Annotated in this window: 10 protein-coding genes; 1 reads left to right on the top strand and 9 read right to left on the bottom strand. The window is 72.6% G+C overall.

The features are described 5' to 3' along the window. Positions 1 to 9: 9 nt before the first annotated feature. From RB608_RS09575 to RB608_RS09535, 9 genes are all read right to left on the bottom strand, one after another. On the bottom strand, positions 10 to 702 hold the full coding sequence (locus RB608_RS09575; RefSeq protein WP_308087606.1) for a fasciclin domain-containing protein: 693 nt from the start codon (positions 700 to 702) through the stop codon (positions 10 to 12). A gap of 62 nt (positions 703 to 764) precedes the next feature. Then, positions 765 to 2279, bottom strand: coding sequence for a molybdopterin-dependent oxidoreductase (locus RB608_RS09570; protein WP_308087605.1), 1515 nt, complete (start codon positions 2277 to 2279; stop codon positions 765 to 767). Positions 2280 to 2318: 39 nt separating this feature from the next. Next, positions 2319 to 2729 (bottom strand): hypothetical protein, encoded by a 411-nt coding sequence (locus RB608_RS09565; RefSeq protein WP_308087604.1) that lies wholly within the window; start codon positions 2727 to 2729, stop codon positions 2319 to 2321. Further along, positions 2726 to 4699: a hypothetical protein gene (locus RB608_RS09560; protein ID WP_308087603.1), complete on the bottom strand. Its 1974-nt coding sequence runs from the start codon at positions 4697 to 4699 to the stop codon at positions 2726 to 2728. The genes RB608_RS09565 and RB608_RS09560 overlap by 4 nt, the downstream gene beginning before the upstream one ends. Continuing rightward, complete coding sequence (locus tag RB608_RS09555) at positions 4696 to 6396, bottom strand: hypothetical protein (RefSeq protein ID WP_308087601.1); 1701 nt, start codon at positions 6394 to 6396, stop codon at positions 4696 to 4698. Before RB608_RS09555 ends, RB608_RS09560 begins: the two co-directional genes overlap by 4 nt. Next, the gene (locus RB608_RS09550) at positions 6393 to 8126 is read right to left on the bottom strand and encodes an ELWxxDGT repeat protein (RefSeq protein WP_308087599.1); all 1734 of its coding nucleotides are present in this window, start codon (positions 8124 to 8126) and stop codon (positions 6393 to 6395) included. Before RB608_RS09550 ends, RB608_RS09555 begins: the two co-directional genes overlap by 4 nt. Next, entirely contained in the window at positions 8123 to 9844 is a 1722-nt protein-coding gene (locus RB608_RS09545) for an Ig-like domain repeat protein (protein ID WP_308087598.1), read from the bottom strand. Before RB608_RS09545 ends, RB608_RS09550 begins: the two co-directional genes overlap by 4 nt. A gap of 77 nt (positions 9845 to 9921) precedes the next feature. Then, the gene (locus tag RB608_RS09540; RefSeq protein ID WP_308087597.1) at positions 9922 to 11847 is read right to left on the bottom strand and encodes a hypothetical protein; all 1926 of its coding nucleotides are present in this window, start codon (positions 11845 to 11847) and stop codon (positions 9922 to 9924) included. 43 nt (positions 11848 to 11890) lie between these two features. Then, positions 11891 to 14989, bottom strand: coding sequence for an Ig-like domain repeat protein (locus tag RB608_RS09535; protein WP_308087596.1), 3099 nt, complete (start codon positions 14987 to 14989; stop codon positions 11891 to 11893). A 189-nt stretch (positions 14990 to 15178) separates the two neighbouring features. Here RB608_RS09535 and RB608_RS09530 point away from each other — a divergent pair, with 189 nt between their 5' ends. Further along, positions 15179 to 16135, top strand: a complete 957-nt coding sequence (locus RB608_RS09530) for an AsnC family protein (protein ID WP_308087594.1) — start codon at positions 15179 to 15181, stop codon at positions 16133 to 16135. Positions 16136 to 16402 lie beyond the last annotated feature (267 nt).

Here is a 16402-nt window from a genome sequence, read left to right as displayed (position 1 = left end):
CGAACGGGGTCACTTCACCCCGGTGAGGACCTTGTCGATGACGTAGACGGTCGCGTTGGCGGTCGGGATGTTGCCGCAGAGGACCTGGGCGGTGACGGTGCCGTCGGTGACGGTCATGCCGCTCTCGGCGTCGCCCTCGATCGTCAGCTGGTCGCCCGCGAGGGTCTCCTGGTCGCCGACGACCGCCGTCGGGTCGTCGTTGGCGCCGAGCACGTGGTGGGCGAGCACCTTGTAGAGCGCGCTGTCCTGGCCCTTCTCCTTGCCCTCCATGACCAGGCCGTTGAGGTCCTTCTCCGGGATCGCGGCGAAGGCGTCGTTGTACGGCGCGAACACGGTCAGCGCGGCCGCACCGTTGAGGGTGTCGGCGAGGCCGTCGATGCTGGTGACGGCGGTGACCAGGGTGCTGAGCAGCGGGTTGTTGCTCGCCGCGGTGGCCACCGGGTCCTTGACCATGCCGTCGAAGGAGCCGGCGCCCGAGGTCGGGATGGCGGAGCAGCCGGGGCCGAAGGTCTGCGCGGCCGCGTCCTCCGCGCCCTCGTCGGTGCTCGGCGCGTCGCTGGTCATCCCGCTGTCGGAGCTCGGGGCGCCGCCGGAGTCGGTGTCCTTCGCGTCGCCGTCGTCGCCGCAGGCGGCGAGGGAGACGGACAGGGCGAGGACGGCGGCGGTGGCGCCGGCGGTGCGGGTGAGTCGCTGGAGCTTCATGGTGGTGCCTTCCGTAGGAGGTCGTGTGCAGGTGATTCGGAGCCGTGGCCGGACCGGATGGGTCAGGAGACGCGGACCAGGAGTTCGTGCAGTCCGCTCGCGCCGTTCGGGAACGGCTCCGCCCGGACGGCGGTCTGCGGCTCGCCGTTGCCCGCGACCGCCCGGACGGCGATCCGGTGTGAGCCGGGCTCGGCGGACCAGCGGTGGAACCACTGGCGCCAGTAGTCGTCGCCGCCGTCCGGACCGAGCTGCGCATCGACCCACGGACCGCCGTCCAGACGGACCTGCACGCCGGCGATGCCCCCGCGCTCCTGCGCCCACGCGACGCCCCCGACCACGACGTCGCCGGCGTCGAGCTCGGCCAGCGCCTTCGGGGTGTCGATCCGGGCGGAGATCTTGATGGGGGCATCGGTCGCCCAGTCGCGCTCGGTCCAGTACGCCTGCTTCTTGTCGTAGGTCGTCAAGGTGAGCCGGGTCAGCCACTTGGTGGCGCTGATGAAGCCGTACAGGCCGGGAATGACCAGGCGGACGGGGAAGCCGTGCTCGCGGGGGAGTGCCTTGCCGTTCATGCCCACGGCGACGAGTGCGTCGCGGCCGTCGGTGGCGAGGGCCAGCGGGGTGCTGATCGTCATCCCGGCGAAGTCGGTGGAGAGGATCTGGTCGGCCCTGGTGCTCCCGATGCCCGCCAGGTCGAGCACATCGGTGAGAGGGACGCCGAGCCAGCGCGCGCCGCCGACGTACGGGCCGCCGACGCTGTTGGAGACGCAGGTCAGCGTGATGTCGCGCTCGACCATCGGCATCGCGAGCAGCTCGTCGAAGGTGAGGGTGACCTTCCGGCCCACGTCGCCGTCGATGGTCAGCGTCCAGTCGTCGGCGCTCAGGACCGGCACGTCGAGCCGGGTGTCGACCCGGTAGAAGTCGGTGTTCGGGGTGCGGAACCGGGTGATGCCCGGGACCTGGTCGTCGAGCCCGCGCGGCAGCGGCGGCGCGGGGTCGGCCGGTGCGGGCAGGGCCACGTCCTCGGGCCGGGCGCGCAGCCGGGACACCACGCGGCCGGCGATGCCCCCGAGCGCCGCGGTGGCGGCGACGGCGGTGATCGTCAGCAGGACGGTACGCCGGCCGTCGTCACGCCGGGCCGCCTCCTCGTGGGTGCGTGCCAGCAGGCGAAGTGCGGCGGGCGCGGTCACCGCCGCCACCACGCACGGCAGCAGGTCGAGCGGTCCGGCCTCCGGGCGGGTGAGCACCGCGACCGCCGCGACCCCCACCAGGGCGACCAGGACGGCCGCGCCGAGCGCGAACCGGCGCCGCGCGAGCACGCCGGCCAGCGCCGCCAGGACCAGCACGCCCGCCAGCACCGAGCCGACCAGGATCGTCTTGTCGGCGCTCCCGAAGGTCCGGATCGCCCACTCCTTCATGGGCGTCGGCGTCAGGTCGATCACGGTCGAGCCGACCGCCAGCACCGGCGAGGCGGCGGGGTCGGTCAGCGCGGCCGCGAGATGTGCGAGCCCGATCCCCACCAGGGTCGCGAGCACGCCGTACCAGGCCCAGAGCAGTGTCCGGAGCAGTCGGATCCTCATGGGAGGAGTTCGGCGCGGACCCCTCCTCCGGATGGTGCGCTACGTCCGCGCGCGAAGCCGGCGGCGCCGGCGAAGGGCGGCGAGCACCCCGAGGAGGATCCCGACGCCCGCGGATGTGGCGGCCGCGCCGCCGAGCGCGTAGCCGCCGCCACGGAGGAAGGCGGCGTCGTTGCCCACGTGGCGCACCTCGTCGCCGTAGTGACAGGTCAGGTCGGTGGTTGTCGCGCCGGTGTCGCGGTAGCCACCGGCCGTCGTCCGGCGCTGCGTGCTGTGCGTGTCCTGGCGGTCGATCCGGTCCGCACCCCGACACACGGCGAAGTCCTGGACGGCCTCACGGGCGGGCGTGATCGTCGTGTAGCCGAGCACGGTGAGGAAGCCGAGGACCAGCAGGGCGAGGAAGGAGGTCAGTACGGCGGTCAGCACGCCGACGGACCACGGACGCACGGTCACCACTTCCGTGCGTACAGGCCGTCGACGTTGACCTGCTTGCCCTTGCTCTTGACCACGATCATCACGTTGACCGTCCGGATGCTGCCCATGTCTCCCAAGGCGATGGTGCCGATCCCGCGCTGCTTGCTCTTCAGGCTGAAGGTCTGCGGCCCCCATCCCGACACCTTGACCTTGATCTTCCCGTACTTCTTGCCTAGCTTCACCCGGAGCACGAGCTGTCGGGCGGTGACGCCGTTGATACGCAGCCAGGCGCCCTTGGTGGTGCTGCGGGTCAGGGTGCGGGAGAACGCGTTGCCCGCCTTCACCTTCTTCCACTTCCCCTTGCGCTTGAGCTGGCGATCGTCGAGCGGCACGGTGAGGCATCCCCAACCCTCGCCGGACCAAGGACCTTCGAGGCCGTCGACGTCTCGGGCGCGGACCGAGAGGCAGTAGCTGGCGCCGAGCTGCAGGGGGCCGAAGGGCGCTCCGGTGGCGGTGGTCGCGGTGCGGAAGGTCTGCGGAGGACCGAAGGTGCCGTTCCACGGGGCCTCGCGCCAGCGCAGGTCGTACGACGCGACGGGTGCGCCGCGCTCCCCGGCGGTCCAGCTGAGCCCGTAGGGCGCGGTCGAGGGGTACAGCGCGAGCGTGGGCGCCACCATCCGCGCGAGCGGGCCCTTGCGGGTCGCCGTGTCGATCTGGACCCGGGAGTGCAGCGGGTTGGCTGGGTCGAGCCGGCGCCACAGCGTGGTCACGGTGCCGACGGCGTCGAGGCCGATGCTGGGCGCGAGCACCTGCTCCCCGGCCGGCGACCGGCGCCCGGCCAGGTTCGGGAGCGGGTTCGGAACCGAGTGCAGCATCGACCACACCTCCGGCCCGGAGGCGCCGAGCTGGGTCCAGGCGAAGTGCCGGTTGCCGTCCGCGTCGTACCTGACGGTGGGATTGACTGCCTCGCCGTCGATGGGCGACTCGTCGTCGGGGTTGTCGGCGTCGTTCCAGCCGCCGATGTCCTGCGGCCACTCCTGGAACCGTTGGATCCACGAGTGCTCGCCGTCGCCGACCGCCCAGACGACGACCGCGTTGCCGCCGGTGGACACGTCCAGGTCGACGTCCTTCGCATCGAGGCCGAGCGGACTCAGCACGTACGCCTCCTCGGTCCAATCGTCGCCGCCGAGGTGCTCGGTGGCGTGGACCCGGTCGCCGACGACGGCGCTGTGGACCACCCAGGCCAGGGTGAAGTGGCCGGTGCCACCGGCGCCGGCCCGCACCTGGCTTGCGTTGACGCCCGTCCACACCTGGTCGGGCGTGGTCCACCCGGTCGGCAGGAGCCGGCTCGCCTCGACGCCGGTACTGGTGGTCCAGGCGACCACCACGTCTCCCTCGTCGTCGATGGCGAGGGACGGTCCGTCGGCGTTGGTGCCGGGCGTCGAGAGGGTGAGGGGAGCCGACCATGTCCCGTCCGGCGTACGACGGCGAGCCTGGACGATCGTGTTCACACCGTCGTGGGTCGACCAGGCGATCGTGATGGTGCCATCAGGCCCGACTGTGAGCTGCGGGCTGCCGGAGTTCTGTCCGGGCGCCGACACGATCGACGGCGGACTCCAGGCGCCGCCCGCATCGATCGTCCGGGCGAGGATCACGGCGAAGCCGGTATCGGTGGAGGTGTAGGCGAGGATAGCCGAACCGTTCGGGCCGGTCGCCACGGCCGGCGCCAGGGACCCCGGCGCGCCCACGGTGGCGGCAACCCCCCAGGCGCCGGCGCTGCCGGTGCGTCGAGCCGCCCGGACCTGGTACGAAGAGCCGTCGGGGCTCTCGATCCACACAGCCGTAGCATTGCCGGCCGGGTCGACGGCCACCGAGGCGGCGCCTGTGATCAAGGACGGTCCGGACAGGTCGGTCGCCGCCAGGGCCGGCGTCGCCGTGACGGTGGCAAGCACAGCGAGCAGCGGAAGAACCAGCCCCAGCAGGGCGAACCTCACGACGTGGCGCCTCATCGCTTCACCTTGACCTTGATCGTGCGCATGCTCGAGGTCGACGCCTGCGCGTGGAGCGAGGCGGCGTACTGCGCGTACACCTGGTAACTGCCTCGCTTGAGCTTCTTGGTCAGCCTGATCGTGACCATCCCGTTGACCAGGACGCCGGTGCCGACCTGGCGCAACCTCTTCTGCTTCTTCGACAGGTGTTTGCCCCTGCCCTTGGCCCACAGCGTGACGGAGCCCTCGGAGGCGGTGGCGTGCACCTGCACCCGGATCTTCTTCTTGCGTGCCCTCTTTGCCGACCACTTCTTCCTCGCTGTCACCGTGACGCTCGACGTACGCCAGGTGTGGGCCCACAGCTCATCGCCGAGCGTGGGATGCTTCGCGGCGAAGAAAACGGTGCCGGACACGTTCCCCAGCGTCCGTACGGCGACATCGGGGCCGACCAGGCCGAGCAGCGGCCGGGTCCCACCCGCAGTCCCGTCGCTGAGCCAGAGGGTGTCGGTGAGGCCGATCTGGACGGAGAACGCCAGCCCACCGCCGACCGACTGCACGTCGTGGGTGCTGGCGAAGACGGTGCCGGCGGGCAGGGTCCGGATCAGGCGCGTGGGCGTGGTGGGCCCAGTGACGGCCCGCAGGCCCCATCCCTCGGGGCCTTCGGCCACGAGGTGGAGGATGCCGCCGACGATCGTGAGGTGCCGCGGGCCGCTCGCCGCCACGCCGGGGTTGATGTCGTGGACCAGGTGCGTCCCCGCGGAGGTGCCGTCGCTGACCCAGAGCTCCACGCTGAGGCCGGGGAGCACGCCGGCCGCGAAGTAGACCTGTCCGCCCAGGGCGGTCAGCCAGTTCGGGGAGCTCCCGTTGGGGCCGGGCCAGATGTCCTTGACCAGGGTCGAGACCGGACCGGTCCCGGGCCATCGGTAGAGCTCGGCGTTGCCGGGGGTCGCCTCGGCGGAGAACAGGACGGCGTCGCCGAGGAGGGTGAAGCCGTGGGTACCGGAGCCGCCCGCGGGGTTGATGTTCCCCATCCGCACGGTGCCGGCGGGGGTGCCGTCGGAGATCCAGGGCTCCGAGCCACTGGTGTTGTCCGTGGCGTGGAAGGCGACCCGGGAGCCCACCGCGCGCAGCTCGCCCGGTGCCGAGCCGGTGACGCCGGGGTAGATGTCGTCGACCTGGACGGTGCCGGCCGCCGTCCCGTCGCTGACCCACACCTCCTCCCCGGCCGTGTTCGTCTCCGCGACGAAGAACACCTGATTGCCGGCGGCGACCAGTCCGGTGGGGTTGCTGCTCGCCGGGCCGGGCTCGATGTCCTTGACCAGCCGGGTGCCGGCGGGGGTGCCGTCGGTTGCCCACAGCTCGCCGCCCCGGCCGGGGAGCCATGCGTAGAAGAAGACCTGGTTTCCCGCACGGGCGAAGTAGCGTGGCGCGGAACCAGTGGCGCCGGGGTTCAGGTCCATCACGACGGTGCCGGCCGGCGTGCCGTCGCTGACCCAGAGCTCGAATCCGGTGCTCGGGGTTCGCTGCGAGTAGACGACGCGCCCACCGAGGGCGACCCCGCCCTCCACCGTGCTCAGGCCTGCGCCGGGCACCGCCTCCCGGACCAGCCACGGATCGGGACCGTAGGGATCGGCGGCGGCCGACGCGGGCAGCGCGCACACCCCGCCGGCCGCGACCAGCAGCGCCACCAGCAGCGGTACGACGCGGCCCCGCCTCATCGGCGTACCTTGATCGTGCGCGGGGCCGAGGTCGACGCCCCGGCTTCGAGCGAGCCGGCGTAGGTGGCCGTGATCTTGTACTTCCCCGCCTTGAGCCGCTTCTTGATCCGCACCCTGACGATGCCGTCCACGACCACGGCGGTGCCGACAGCCCGCAGCCGCTTCTGCTTCGTCTTCAGGCCCTTGCCCTTGCGCTTGGTCCAGATCGTCACGGCGCCGTCCGGCGTCACGCCGGCGGCGCTCACCTCGATGGTGAGCTTGATCTTCCTCTTGCGTGCCTTCTTGGCTGACCACTTCCTCTTGGCCGTCACGACCGTCTCGGAGGAGCGCCAGGTGTAGGCCCACAGCCGTTCGCCGACACCGGGTGCGGTGGCGACGACGAAGGCCGTGTTCGCGACCGTGGCGAGGGTCGTGGCCACGGGGCTGGCCGGGTCCTCGGCCGCGAGGAGCGGGCGGGAGCCGGCGGTGGTGCCGTCGGTGATCCAGACCGCCTCGGTGTCCGGGCTCGTCGTGGAGCGGCTGAACAGCAGCAGATCGCCGGCGGGATGCAGCCCGTGGACCGACGCGGCGCCGCCCGGCGTCGTCAGCCGCAGTACCAGTCGGGTCGAGGCCGCCGTGCCGGTCGAGGAGAACAGTCCGGTGGTCTCGGGGCCGTCCCGGCCCTCGAAGTACAGCCGGTCGCCGTGGACGGTGAGGTCGCCGATCGCACCCGGCCCGACGGGGTTGATCTGCTGGGCGAGGTAGGTGCCGTCGGTGGTGCCGTCGGTGGACCAGAGCTCGTCGCCGCCGGTGGCGGGGTGTTGCGCGCTGAAGTAGACGCGCCCCTGATAGACGGTCAGCCCCTCGGGGTAGCTGCTCGCGACGCCCGGGCTGATGTCGCGGACCAGGGTGGACTGGACGCCTGTGCCGCTCCAGCGGTACAGCTCCACACCGTCGGTGTCGGACCTGGCGGGGAAGAGGACCGCGGCGCCGAGCACGGTGAACCGGCGGGGATCGGAGTCGCCGGCGAGGCTGATGTTCCCGATCTGATGTGTGCCGGTCGGTGTGCCGTCGCTGACGAACGGCTCCCGGCCGATGGTGGCGTTGGTCGCGTGGAAGACCACTCGGTTGCCCACCGCGGTGAGGTTGCCCGGGGAGGAGTCGGCCACGCCCGGGTTGAGGTCCTCGACCAGGTGGGTCCCGGCCGCCGTCCCGTCGCTGACCCACAGCTCTCGGCCCACGCCCGGCGTGTCGGCGTTGAAGAACAGCCGCCGACCGGCCGCCGCCTGGTTGTCCGGGCTGCTGCTCGCGGCGCCGGGCCACAGATCCTTGACCAGCCGGGTCCCGTCGGTGGTGCCGTCGGTCGCCCACAGCTCGTCGCCCAGCCCGGGGGCCTCGGCGTGGAACAGCAGCAGGCTCCCCACCTGGACGAACTCGTCCGCGCCCGAGCCGCCCGGTCCCGGGGTGATGTCGACGAGCAGGTGGGTGCCCGCGACGGTGCCGTCGCTCACCCACGGCTCGGCGCCGTACGCCGGGGTCTCGTAGGAGTAGACGAGCCGGTCGCCCAGGCCGGCACCGTCCCAGATCTTCGCCGGCCCGGCGCCGGGTGCGCCGACCACCCACGGCGTGGGGCCGAAGGGCTCGGCCGCGCCGGCCGGCGCGGCCGACGTCAGGACTCCGGCCGTGGCCACGGCGAGGGTCACGGCGCCGATCGTCGCCGTGCTGATCGACGTGATGAGGTGGCCCCTCATCGCTTGACCTTGATCCGGACCTGGGCCGACGTGGAGGAGGCGGCCTCCGGCGAGCCGGCGTACCGGGCGGTGATCCGGTATCTGCCGGGCTTGAGCCTCTTCCCGATCCGCACCCTCGCCGCGCCGTCGACCACGGTGCCGACGCCGACCAGGCGGATCCTCTTCTGCTTCTTCTTCAGGCTCTTGCCCTTGCGCTGCGCCCAGATCGTCACGGTGCCGTCGGGGGTGGCGCCGGTGGCGGCGACCTGGACGGTCAGCTTGATCCGCCTCTTTCTGGCCTTCTTCGCGGACCACTTCTTCTTGGCGGTCACGAGGGTCGTCGAGGTGCGCCAGGTGTAGGCCCACACCTCCTCGCCGGTGCTCGGGTGGCGGACGTTGACGAAGGCGGTGCCGGTGCCGGTGTCGGCGGTCCAGACCATGGCGTCGGGATGGGTGATCGTCAGCAGGGAGGTGGTGCCGGCGGGGGTGCCGTCGCTGATCCACAGGCTCTCGCTCACCGGGTCGGGAACGAAGACCTTGAACAGCACCCGGTCGCCGGCCGCGCGGAGATTACTGGCGAATGCCTCCGCCCCTCCGACGGTCAGCCGCTTGACCAGCCGGGTGCCGGCGGCGGTGCCCGATGTCGTGAACAGGCCGGAGGTCGTGGCACTGTCGGCGGCCTCGAAGTAGAGGCGGCCGCCCACCCAGACCAGGTCGTGGGGCTGGCCGTTACCTGGCCCCGGGAGCAGGTCCTGGATCAGGTGGGTGCCGGCCTCGGTCCCGTCGGTGGTCCAGAGTTCGGTCCCGGTGTCGGGGTGCCTGGCGCTGAAGTAGACCCGTCCGCCGTGCACCGCCAGATCGCGCGGCTCGCCGCCGACGGCGCCACCGGGATAGATGTCCTTGACCTGGCTGGAGACCAGGCCGGTGCCGGGCCAGCGGTAGAGCTCGGGGTTGTCGCCGGCCGAGGCGGCGCGGAACAGGACGGCGTCGCCGAGGGCGACGAAGTCGCCGGCCGCCGAGTCGCCGGAGGGGTTGATGTCCCCGATCCGATGGGTGCCGGCCGGCGTGCCGTCACTGATCCAGGGCTCCCTGCCGCCGACGGCACTGAGCGCGGTGAACGCCACCCGGGATCCGACCGCGGTGACGTTGAGGGGGTTGGCGTGCGCGCCGGCGGGGTTGATCTCCTCGACCACCTGGGTGCCGGCCTCGGTGCCGTCGCTGATCCACAGCTCTCGGCCGCTCCCGGTGGTGTCGGCGTTGAAGAAGAGCCGGTCGCCGGCTGCCACGGGTTTGAAGATGCCGCTGCCGTCCGGTCCGGGCTCGAGGTCCTCGACCAACCGGGTGCCGGTGGCCGTGCCGTCGGTGACCCACAGTTCCGTGCCGGTCGCGGGCAGCTGGGCGGTGAAGAACACCCAGGACCCGACCCGGACGAGGTTGTTGGCGTTCGAGCTGGTGGCTCCGGGCACGATGTCGACGAGCAGCCGGGTCCCGGCCGTCGTACCGTCGCTGACCCAGGGCTCGATCCCGTAGCCGGGCGTGTGCTGTGCATAGACGAACAGGCCGCCCAGCACCACGCCCCGGTTGACGGTCGAGGATCCCGTCCCGGAAACGGTGTCGCGCACCAGCCACGGGCTCGGGCCGAACGGCTGCGGGTCCGCGGTCGCGGGTGGCGCGCTGAGGACGGAGGTGGCGGCGAACGCGAGCAGGAGCCCGAGGGTCGCGAAGTGCCGGGTACGCATGCTCGGACGCTAGGTCGCGGCGCGCGCCGAGGTCGCCGGCTCCGGACAACCTGGGACGAATGTGGGACGGACCCGGTTCAGCCGGTGAACCGGTGGGCCAGGCGCCCCAGCGCCTGCTCGATCCGCCGGTAGTACGACGAGCGCGACACCGGCAGGGCACGGATCGCGGACTGCGGGCTGCCGTCGGTGGCGAGGTAGGTGAGCTCGAGGGTCGAGCGCAGCAGCTGGTCCTCGGCGCCGTCCCCGAACTCGGCCGTGATGGCGGCGAGGATCTGGGACCGCAGACCCTCCACCCGATGACGGGCGGCCCCTCCGGGAGCCAGTGCGTTGTCGGCCAGGGCCACCGGGTCGTGGAAGTGGCGCAGGGCGTGCCGTAGAGCGGTCCGGACGTCGACGAGGGGAGGGACGGAGAGGTCCGGGAGACCGATGTCGCGGTACACGGTCCGCCAGGTGTCGCCGGCCATCCCGGCCTCTCCGTGGTCGGTGACGTAGCAACGCCGGATATGACGTCCGACGGTGACGGCCAACTCTGGTCGTTCGAGATAGCCCATCGCGGCGAGCCAGGAGCCGGCCGTCGGGGTGTCGGCGCTGTCGGAGGTGCAGGCGTAGGAGTAGCGGGGGTTGTGGTGCGCCATCCGCTGGATGCACCACGCGTAGCCGGCGGCGAGGATGGGCGAGATCTCGTCGGTCGCGGCGCCGACATCGGCCACGTCCCGGACGAGGAAGGCGTCCTCGTCCGGGTGGGCCGCACGCGCGACCCGGAACCACGGGCCCAGCACCGGATCCTCCTCGATCCAGGCGGGGTGGGTGAACAGGGTCGCGGCGATGCCCCAGCCGGCCAGTGCGCCCGTCTCGTCCCGGGTGACGACCACGTGGCCGGGCGCGTCGTGGAACCAGCGCCGCAGGAGCGCGAGGTAGGCGTCGTCGTACCCGGAGTGGGTGGCGACCTCGATGAAGTCGTCGGGACGACCGGTCGTCACCTGGTAGCGGCGTCCCATCTGGTGCGAGCCGAGGCCGTAGCGGAGCACGGGGTCACGGACCAGGCGGTTCATCTCCACGATCGACGCGGGCTCGCCGGCGACGGCTCGTCGTACGTGGTGGTCGGCCAGTCGCCGGCGGATCTCCGCGTCCTGGTCGGGGCCGGAGGCGGCGAGTCCGGACTGAACGACGTGACGCACGCTGTCGTGGATCCGCAGCCGGCTGCCGACCGGTGAGACGAACGAGAGCCCGCGGAGCCAGGCCTCGGCGTCCGCGGTGTCGATCCCGGGTGCGCCTGCGGCGAGGGTGCGGCCGTCGAACTCGCCCGCGATGGCAGCGACCGTGAGGGCGGTGAGGTGGTCGGCCGACAGCGATCCACCGACGACATGGGTCTGGAGGATGGTGGCGAGGTCCGGGTCGCCGGCCAGCGCCGCGCTCGACAGTCCGGTGGCGACCGCGTCGGCGGCGAGGGTGACGGCGAGGGGAAGTCCGGCGGACCACGCGACGAGGGCGGTGCGATCGGCCGGGTCGGTGACGCCCCGGGCGAGCGCCAGGGCCTCGGCCTCGTCGGCCGTGAACGGCAGCAGGGGCAGGCTCAGCGCCCGGGCGTCCCAGCCGGGGCGGTGCCAGGCCTGCTCGGGTGTCTCCCGCGAGGCGATCACCAGCCGGTTGCCCGGAGCCGTGCGCTGCCCGACCCGCAGGCGCAGCTGCAACCACAGCGCGACGAGCTCGTCACAGCCGTCGACCAGGAGCAGCTGGGCCGGGGTGCTCCCCGCCGCGACGCTGCCCAGGGCATCGAGCTCGACGATGCCGCCGGCGAGCTCCGCACCCATCCAGCGGTGGACCTCGTAGCCCGCCTCCGCTCCCAGGACGGCGATCTCGTCGAGCAGGGCGGACTTGCCGATGCCACCCGGACCATGGACCAGCAAGGTGGTGTGCGCCGAGTCGCTCGCCAGAAACCGGCGGCAGCGCCCGGTCTCGGCACGCCGCCCGACGAAGCCGCGGTGCGGGGGAGTGCTCCGCATGAGGCGATCCTAGTGTCCGGAGGAGGTGCCCTCCGGCCGTGGCTCAGCGCCGGGTGACCACCACCGCCTTCGAGACGTCCGGCGCCACGGAGGCGCGCTTCGAGCCGACGAACCGCACCTCGACCCGGTGCGCGCCCACGGCGAGCTTGCCGCCGCGGATCGTCATCCGGTAGCTGCCGTCGCGAGCCACCTTCACGCTCTTCACCACCCGACCGTCGACCAGCAGCTGCACGCGCCGCCCGGCCGGCGAGGGCCCGTTCTTGAGCGCGTGCACCGTGCCGCGGACCACCAGGTGCTGTGCCCTGCGGACCCGGGTGCGATCGGCCTTGATCGTGGTGCGCACCCCGTGACGTCGTGCGACGAGCACGGTCTCGGGCGACGTGGCGGCCGCGTGGACCGAGCCGGTGGGCTGGAAGCGGACCGCGAGCCGGTGCCTGCCCAGGGCCAGGCCCTTGAGCTTGACCCGGGCGACGCCCTGGCTGTCCAGGACCAGCGGGGTGCCCGCGGGGCGTCCGTCCAGGTAGAGCTGCACCTGGCCCTGCGGCGTGCCGGCCCCGGCCGCGGTCACGGCGGACATCAGCCGCACCGCGCCGTGCCGCCAGGTCACCCGGGCGCTGGCCTCCAGGCCGACCTGGGTGCCGATCGCGTCGACGTACTGGGTCACGGGGGCGCTGGTGGACGGGTCGAAGACGGTGTCACCGGCATAGCTGACGGTCAGCTCGCGAGCCCCGGCCGCCGTCGGCGCGGGGATCGTCACCTGAGCCGTGCCGTCGGCGTCGAGGGTGACGGGTGGGCCCACCGTGCGTCCGTCGGCCCGTAGCTGCACCACGCCTCCGGGCACCACGTCGGCCCCGCTGTCGGAGCGCACGCGGATCGTGCCCGTGGTGTCCTGCCCGACCCGGCCGGCAGGGCTGGCGAGGGTGAGGGACGTGCGGCTGGCGGTTCCGGTGATGGTGGTGCGCGCGACCGCGCTGCGGGCACCGCTGACGGTGCCGTCGCCCTCGTAGACCGCCTCGAGCGCGTGGGAGCCGCGCGCCAGCCGCAACCGGGTGCGGGCCGTGCCGTCGGCGCCGAGGGTGACCGGATCCCCCACCACGATGCCGTTGTCCTGCAGGACCACCTGTCCGGTGGGCTCCGTCGGGGAGCCCGGGGCGGCGGCACTGACGTCGACGATCGTGTCGGTGCCGGCGTCGGTGTCCGGGTTGAGCAGGCTCAGCTCGAGATGCGTGTCGCCGATGGCGCTGCGCGTCTCGCTGACCGCCGAGGTCGACACCGAGCGGTGCTCGAGGGAGTCGAACCGGTACTGCGTGGCGACGTCGGTGACGCCGACGTAGAGGTGGTAGGGACCGACCCGGTCGAGGATCTCCGGATCCGTGACGTCGTCCTCGGTGACGGTGTACGTCGGCTGGCGGGCGTGGTCGATCGCCTCCGGCGGCTCGGAGCCGCGCTGCCGGTACCACTGGTAGCGCAGCGTCACGGACTCGTCGTCACCCTCGGGGCGCAGCCACCAGGCGGTGTCGGTGACCGCCTGGAGCACGTCGTCGACCGCCGGTGCCGTTCCCGGTGCCGTGGTGTTCTCGATCTGCGGACGCCGCGTGGGATCCAGGACGCTGGGCGGGCCGGCCGAGCAGGCCTTCCAGTCCCAGGTGTTGTAGACCGAGAGCACCGTGTCGGGCTGGTTCGCGGCCGGGTCGCTCGAGTACGGCACCGTCAGCGTCGAGAACGCGTCGGTCTCCCACGGGTTGAAGGCCCCGGCGCCGCTGTGGAACCTCCAGGCCGCCTGCAGCTGCAGTGCCTGGGAGGCGACCGTCGCCCTGGCGTAACGGTGCGGCGGCACCGTCCAGGTCACGTCCTGGCTGACGCTGTGGCTGCTCGACCAGGTCTTGCCCCACGCCTGCGAGGTCGTCACCTTCACCTCGCCCTTGGTGATGAAGGCGTCGTACGCCGCGGTCACCTCCACGCCCAGCGAGTGGGTGTAGGACGTGCCGAACGAGTTCGTGCCGCTGCTGCCCAAGGTGGTGGTCATCGGGCTGTCGCCGCCGTTGTAGACGACCCGGGCCGCGCCGTCGTCACCGCCGGTCGGCGTGCCGCCGTCCGGCGGGTCCTCGCCGTCGCCGTCGCCGTCGTCCTCCCCGGCACCGGTCTCGGACGGTCCGGGGGCGCAGCCGTTGGTGATGGTGGTCGGCGTCACCTGCTCGTTCAGCGCGAGCTGGTCGATCCGGCTCCAGTCGGAGACCGTGTGGCCGGCCTCGTCGTGCAACTGTCCGGCGCAGGTGGCGCGGGTGGTGTCCGCGGCGCACTCCGCCAGGGCGTGCTGGAGGGCGGACGCGAGGAGGATGGCGGTGACCGGTGCCTGATCGGCCGGGATGCGGTGCATGGGCGGCATCCCGTTCGACTCGTCGTAGAGGTTCCAGTGGGCGTTGACCTCGTCGAGCTGCCCGTTGTCCCCGGTGTTCGCGCCGCCGGTCGGTGGGTGGCCGCAGGTGAAGAGGCGGCCGCTGTACGGGTTGGCGCCCAGCTTGTAGAGCCCGCCCGAGCCTTCCGCGCCCCAGCACATGTCGGCGACGTCGCCCTCGCCGGCGCTGCGGAGGTAGAACTTGGTGCTCGTGCGCTGCGTGCTCTCCCAGGTGGTGTCGTTGCTCCGCCACCAGGGGTTCCACGCCCCGGGCCGGGTGTCCAGGACGCCACCGTCGCCGACCGGCTCGACGTACCAGCGCTGGTTCGGGGTGTCGCCGCAGTTCTCGAGCTCCGCGCCCGGCCCGTTGAGGCTGGCGTCGCCGATGTACGCCTTGGCCTCCATGCACTGCGGTGTGCTGCCCTCCTGGCCGGCCGTGCTGTGCTGACGGATCCGGAAGGTGCCCTCCCAGGACCGTCCGCCCGTGTCCGTGGGCTTCGCCGTGACGCGGAGCAGGTCCCAGGACGCGCTGTCCTCGCTGGGCCGGTTGTCCTCGCCCGTGTCGGTGTAGCCGGAGCGGAAGTACAGGCACTCCCAGTCCTCGACGCAGTTCTCCGTCGCGCCGTCGTCCGCCTGCGCGGGCGCGGCGAGGGCGACGAGGGTGACGGGGAGGACGGGGACGAGCAGCGCGAGGGCGGACAGGGCGGCAGGCAGCCGGCGCGGCCAGGACAGGGACAGCCGAGACATGCGTGACTCCGATCGGGAGGCTGGAGGCAGGAGGGAGCAGGGGCGGGCCGGCGAGATGTGCTCGAACCGATCCGTCGCGGAGAGATCTGTGGCAGGTTAAGACCAGATGACTGGCGCCGACCGGTCATGGCAGACACCCGCCACACCCCGAGGCGCTCCGGACGAGCTCGGTGAGGACCGATGGGATCGATGGGTACGCCGCAGCCGCTGGACCACGCTCTCGCCCTGCTCCTCCGCAGCCGCCCGGTGACCACCAAGGACGCGGCCGAGTCGTTGGGCCTGTCGCTCGACGAGACCCGGGAGTGCCTCGCCCGGCTGGTCGACGCGCAGCACCTGGTCTGGGAGGACGACGTGCTCGGCTACCAGTCCCCGGAGCGGCGGGCGATCTCGGCAGTCGGTGACCACCTCGCCTCCGTGCGCGACGGACTGCGCGACGTGGAGGCCGTGCTCGCGGGACTGCCGCGCCTCGTGGAGAGCTGGAGCGCCGGCGCCTCGGGCAGCGAGGACCACGTCATCGAGATCCTGCGCGGGCCCGTGCCGATCGGCGAGGTGTGGACCCGGCAGCTGACCTGGCGGCCGCCCACCCGGGTCAGCATGTTCATGCCGGAGGTGCTCGGCGCCGCCGACGTGGGCCAGGACATCGACGCCGCGGCGGAGTACCTGCGCGAGACCGGGCTCGACCTGCGCGCCGTGGTCGGGTCCGCCGCCGCCGACGGCGCCGACCCGGCCGAGCTGTACGCCGGCGTGGCGCCCGGCACCCAGCTCCGGGTGCACCCGCTGGTGCCGAGCTGGATGATGGTCACCGACGAGACCCTGGTCGTCCCCGCGCAGTGGGGTCGCGCCGACCTCGTCGACCTGGTGATGATCGCCTACCCGCCGCTGAGCCGGGCGATGACCGACTTCTTCGACCTGATCTGGGAGCAGGCGGTGCCGGTGGCGGGCTGGGGCTGGCCGTCCGGCCGGCCCGAGTGGGACCCACTGCTGCGGCTGCTCCAGCGCGGGATCACCGTGGAGGCGGCCGGCCGGGCGCTCGGGCTGTCGCCACGGACCGCGCAGCGCCGGATCCGGAGCGCGATGAGGCACTACGGCGTGGAGAGCCAGTTCGCGCTCGGTGCGGCCTGGATGCGCCACACCGCTGTCGACTGATCGACCTGATCAGTCCACCGGCGTCGCGATGTGCACGAGCGCGTCGCCCGGGTCAGCCCTGATCACGATGCCCGACCTGCCGTCCGGCCGGCCCGAGGGGGACCTGTTGCTGCGGATGCTCCAGTGCGGCAGCGCCGGGATCGGTCAGAGACGTCGACACACCACATCGACCGAGGAGGACCATCATGATCCGAGCCATCGCCCTCGCCGTTCGGGGCTACACCTGTCGCGCGTGCGGCGCCGAGGTGATGTACCACGAGAAGTACC

Origin of the sequence: Nocardioides sp. LHD-245 (assembly GCF_030929495.1) — a bacterium.
Classification (GTDB): domain Bacteria; phylum Actinomycetota; class Actinomycetes; order Propionibacteriales; family Nocardioidaceae; genus Nocardioides.
This window is presented reverse-complemented; position numbering and strand designations above follow the sequence as displayed.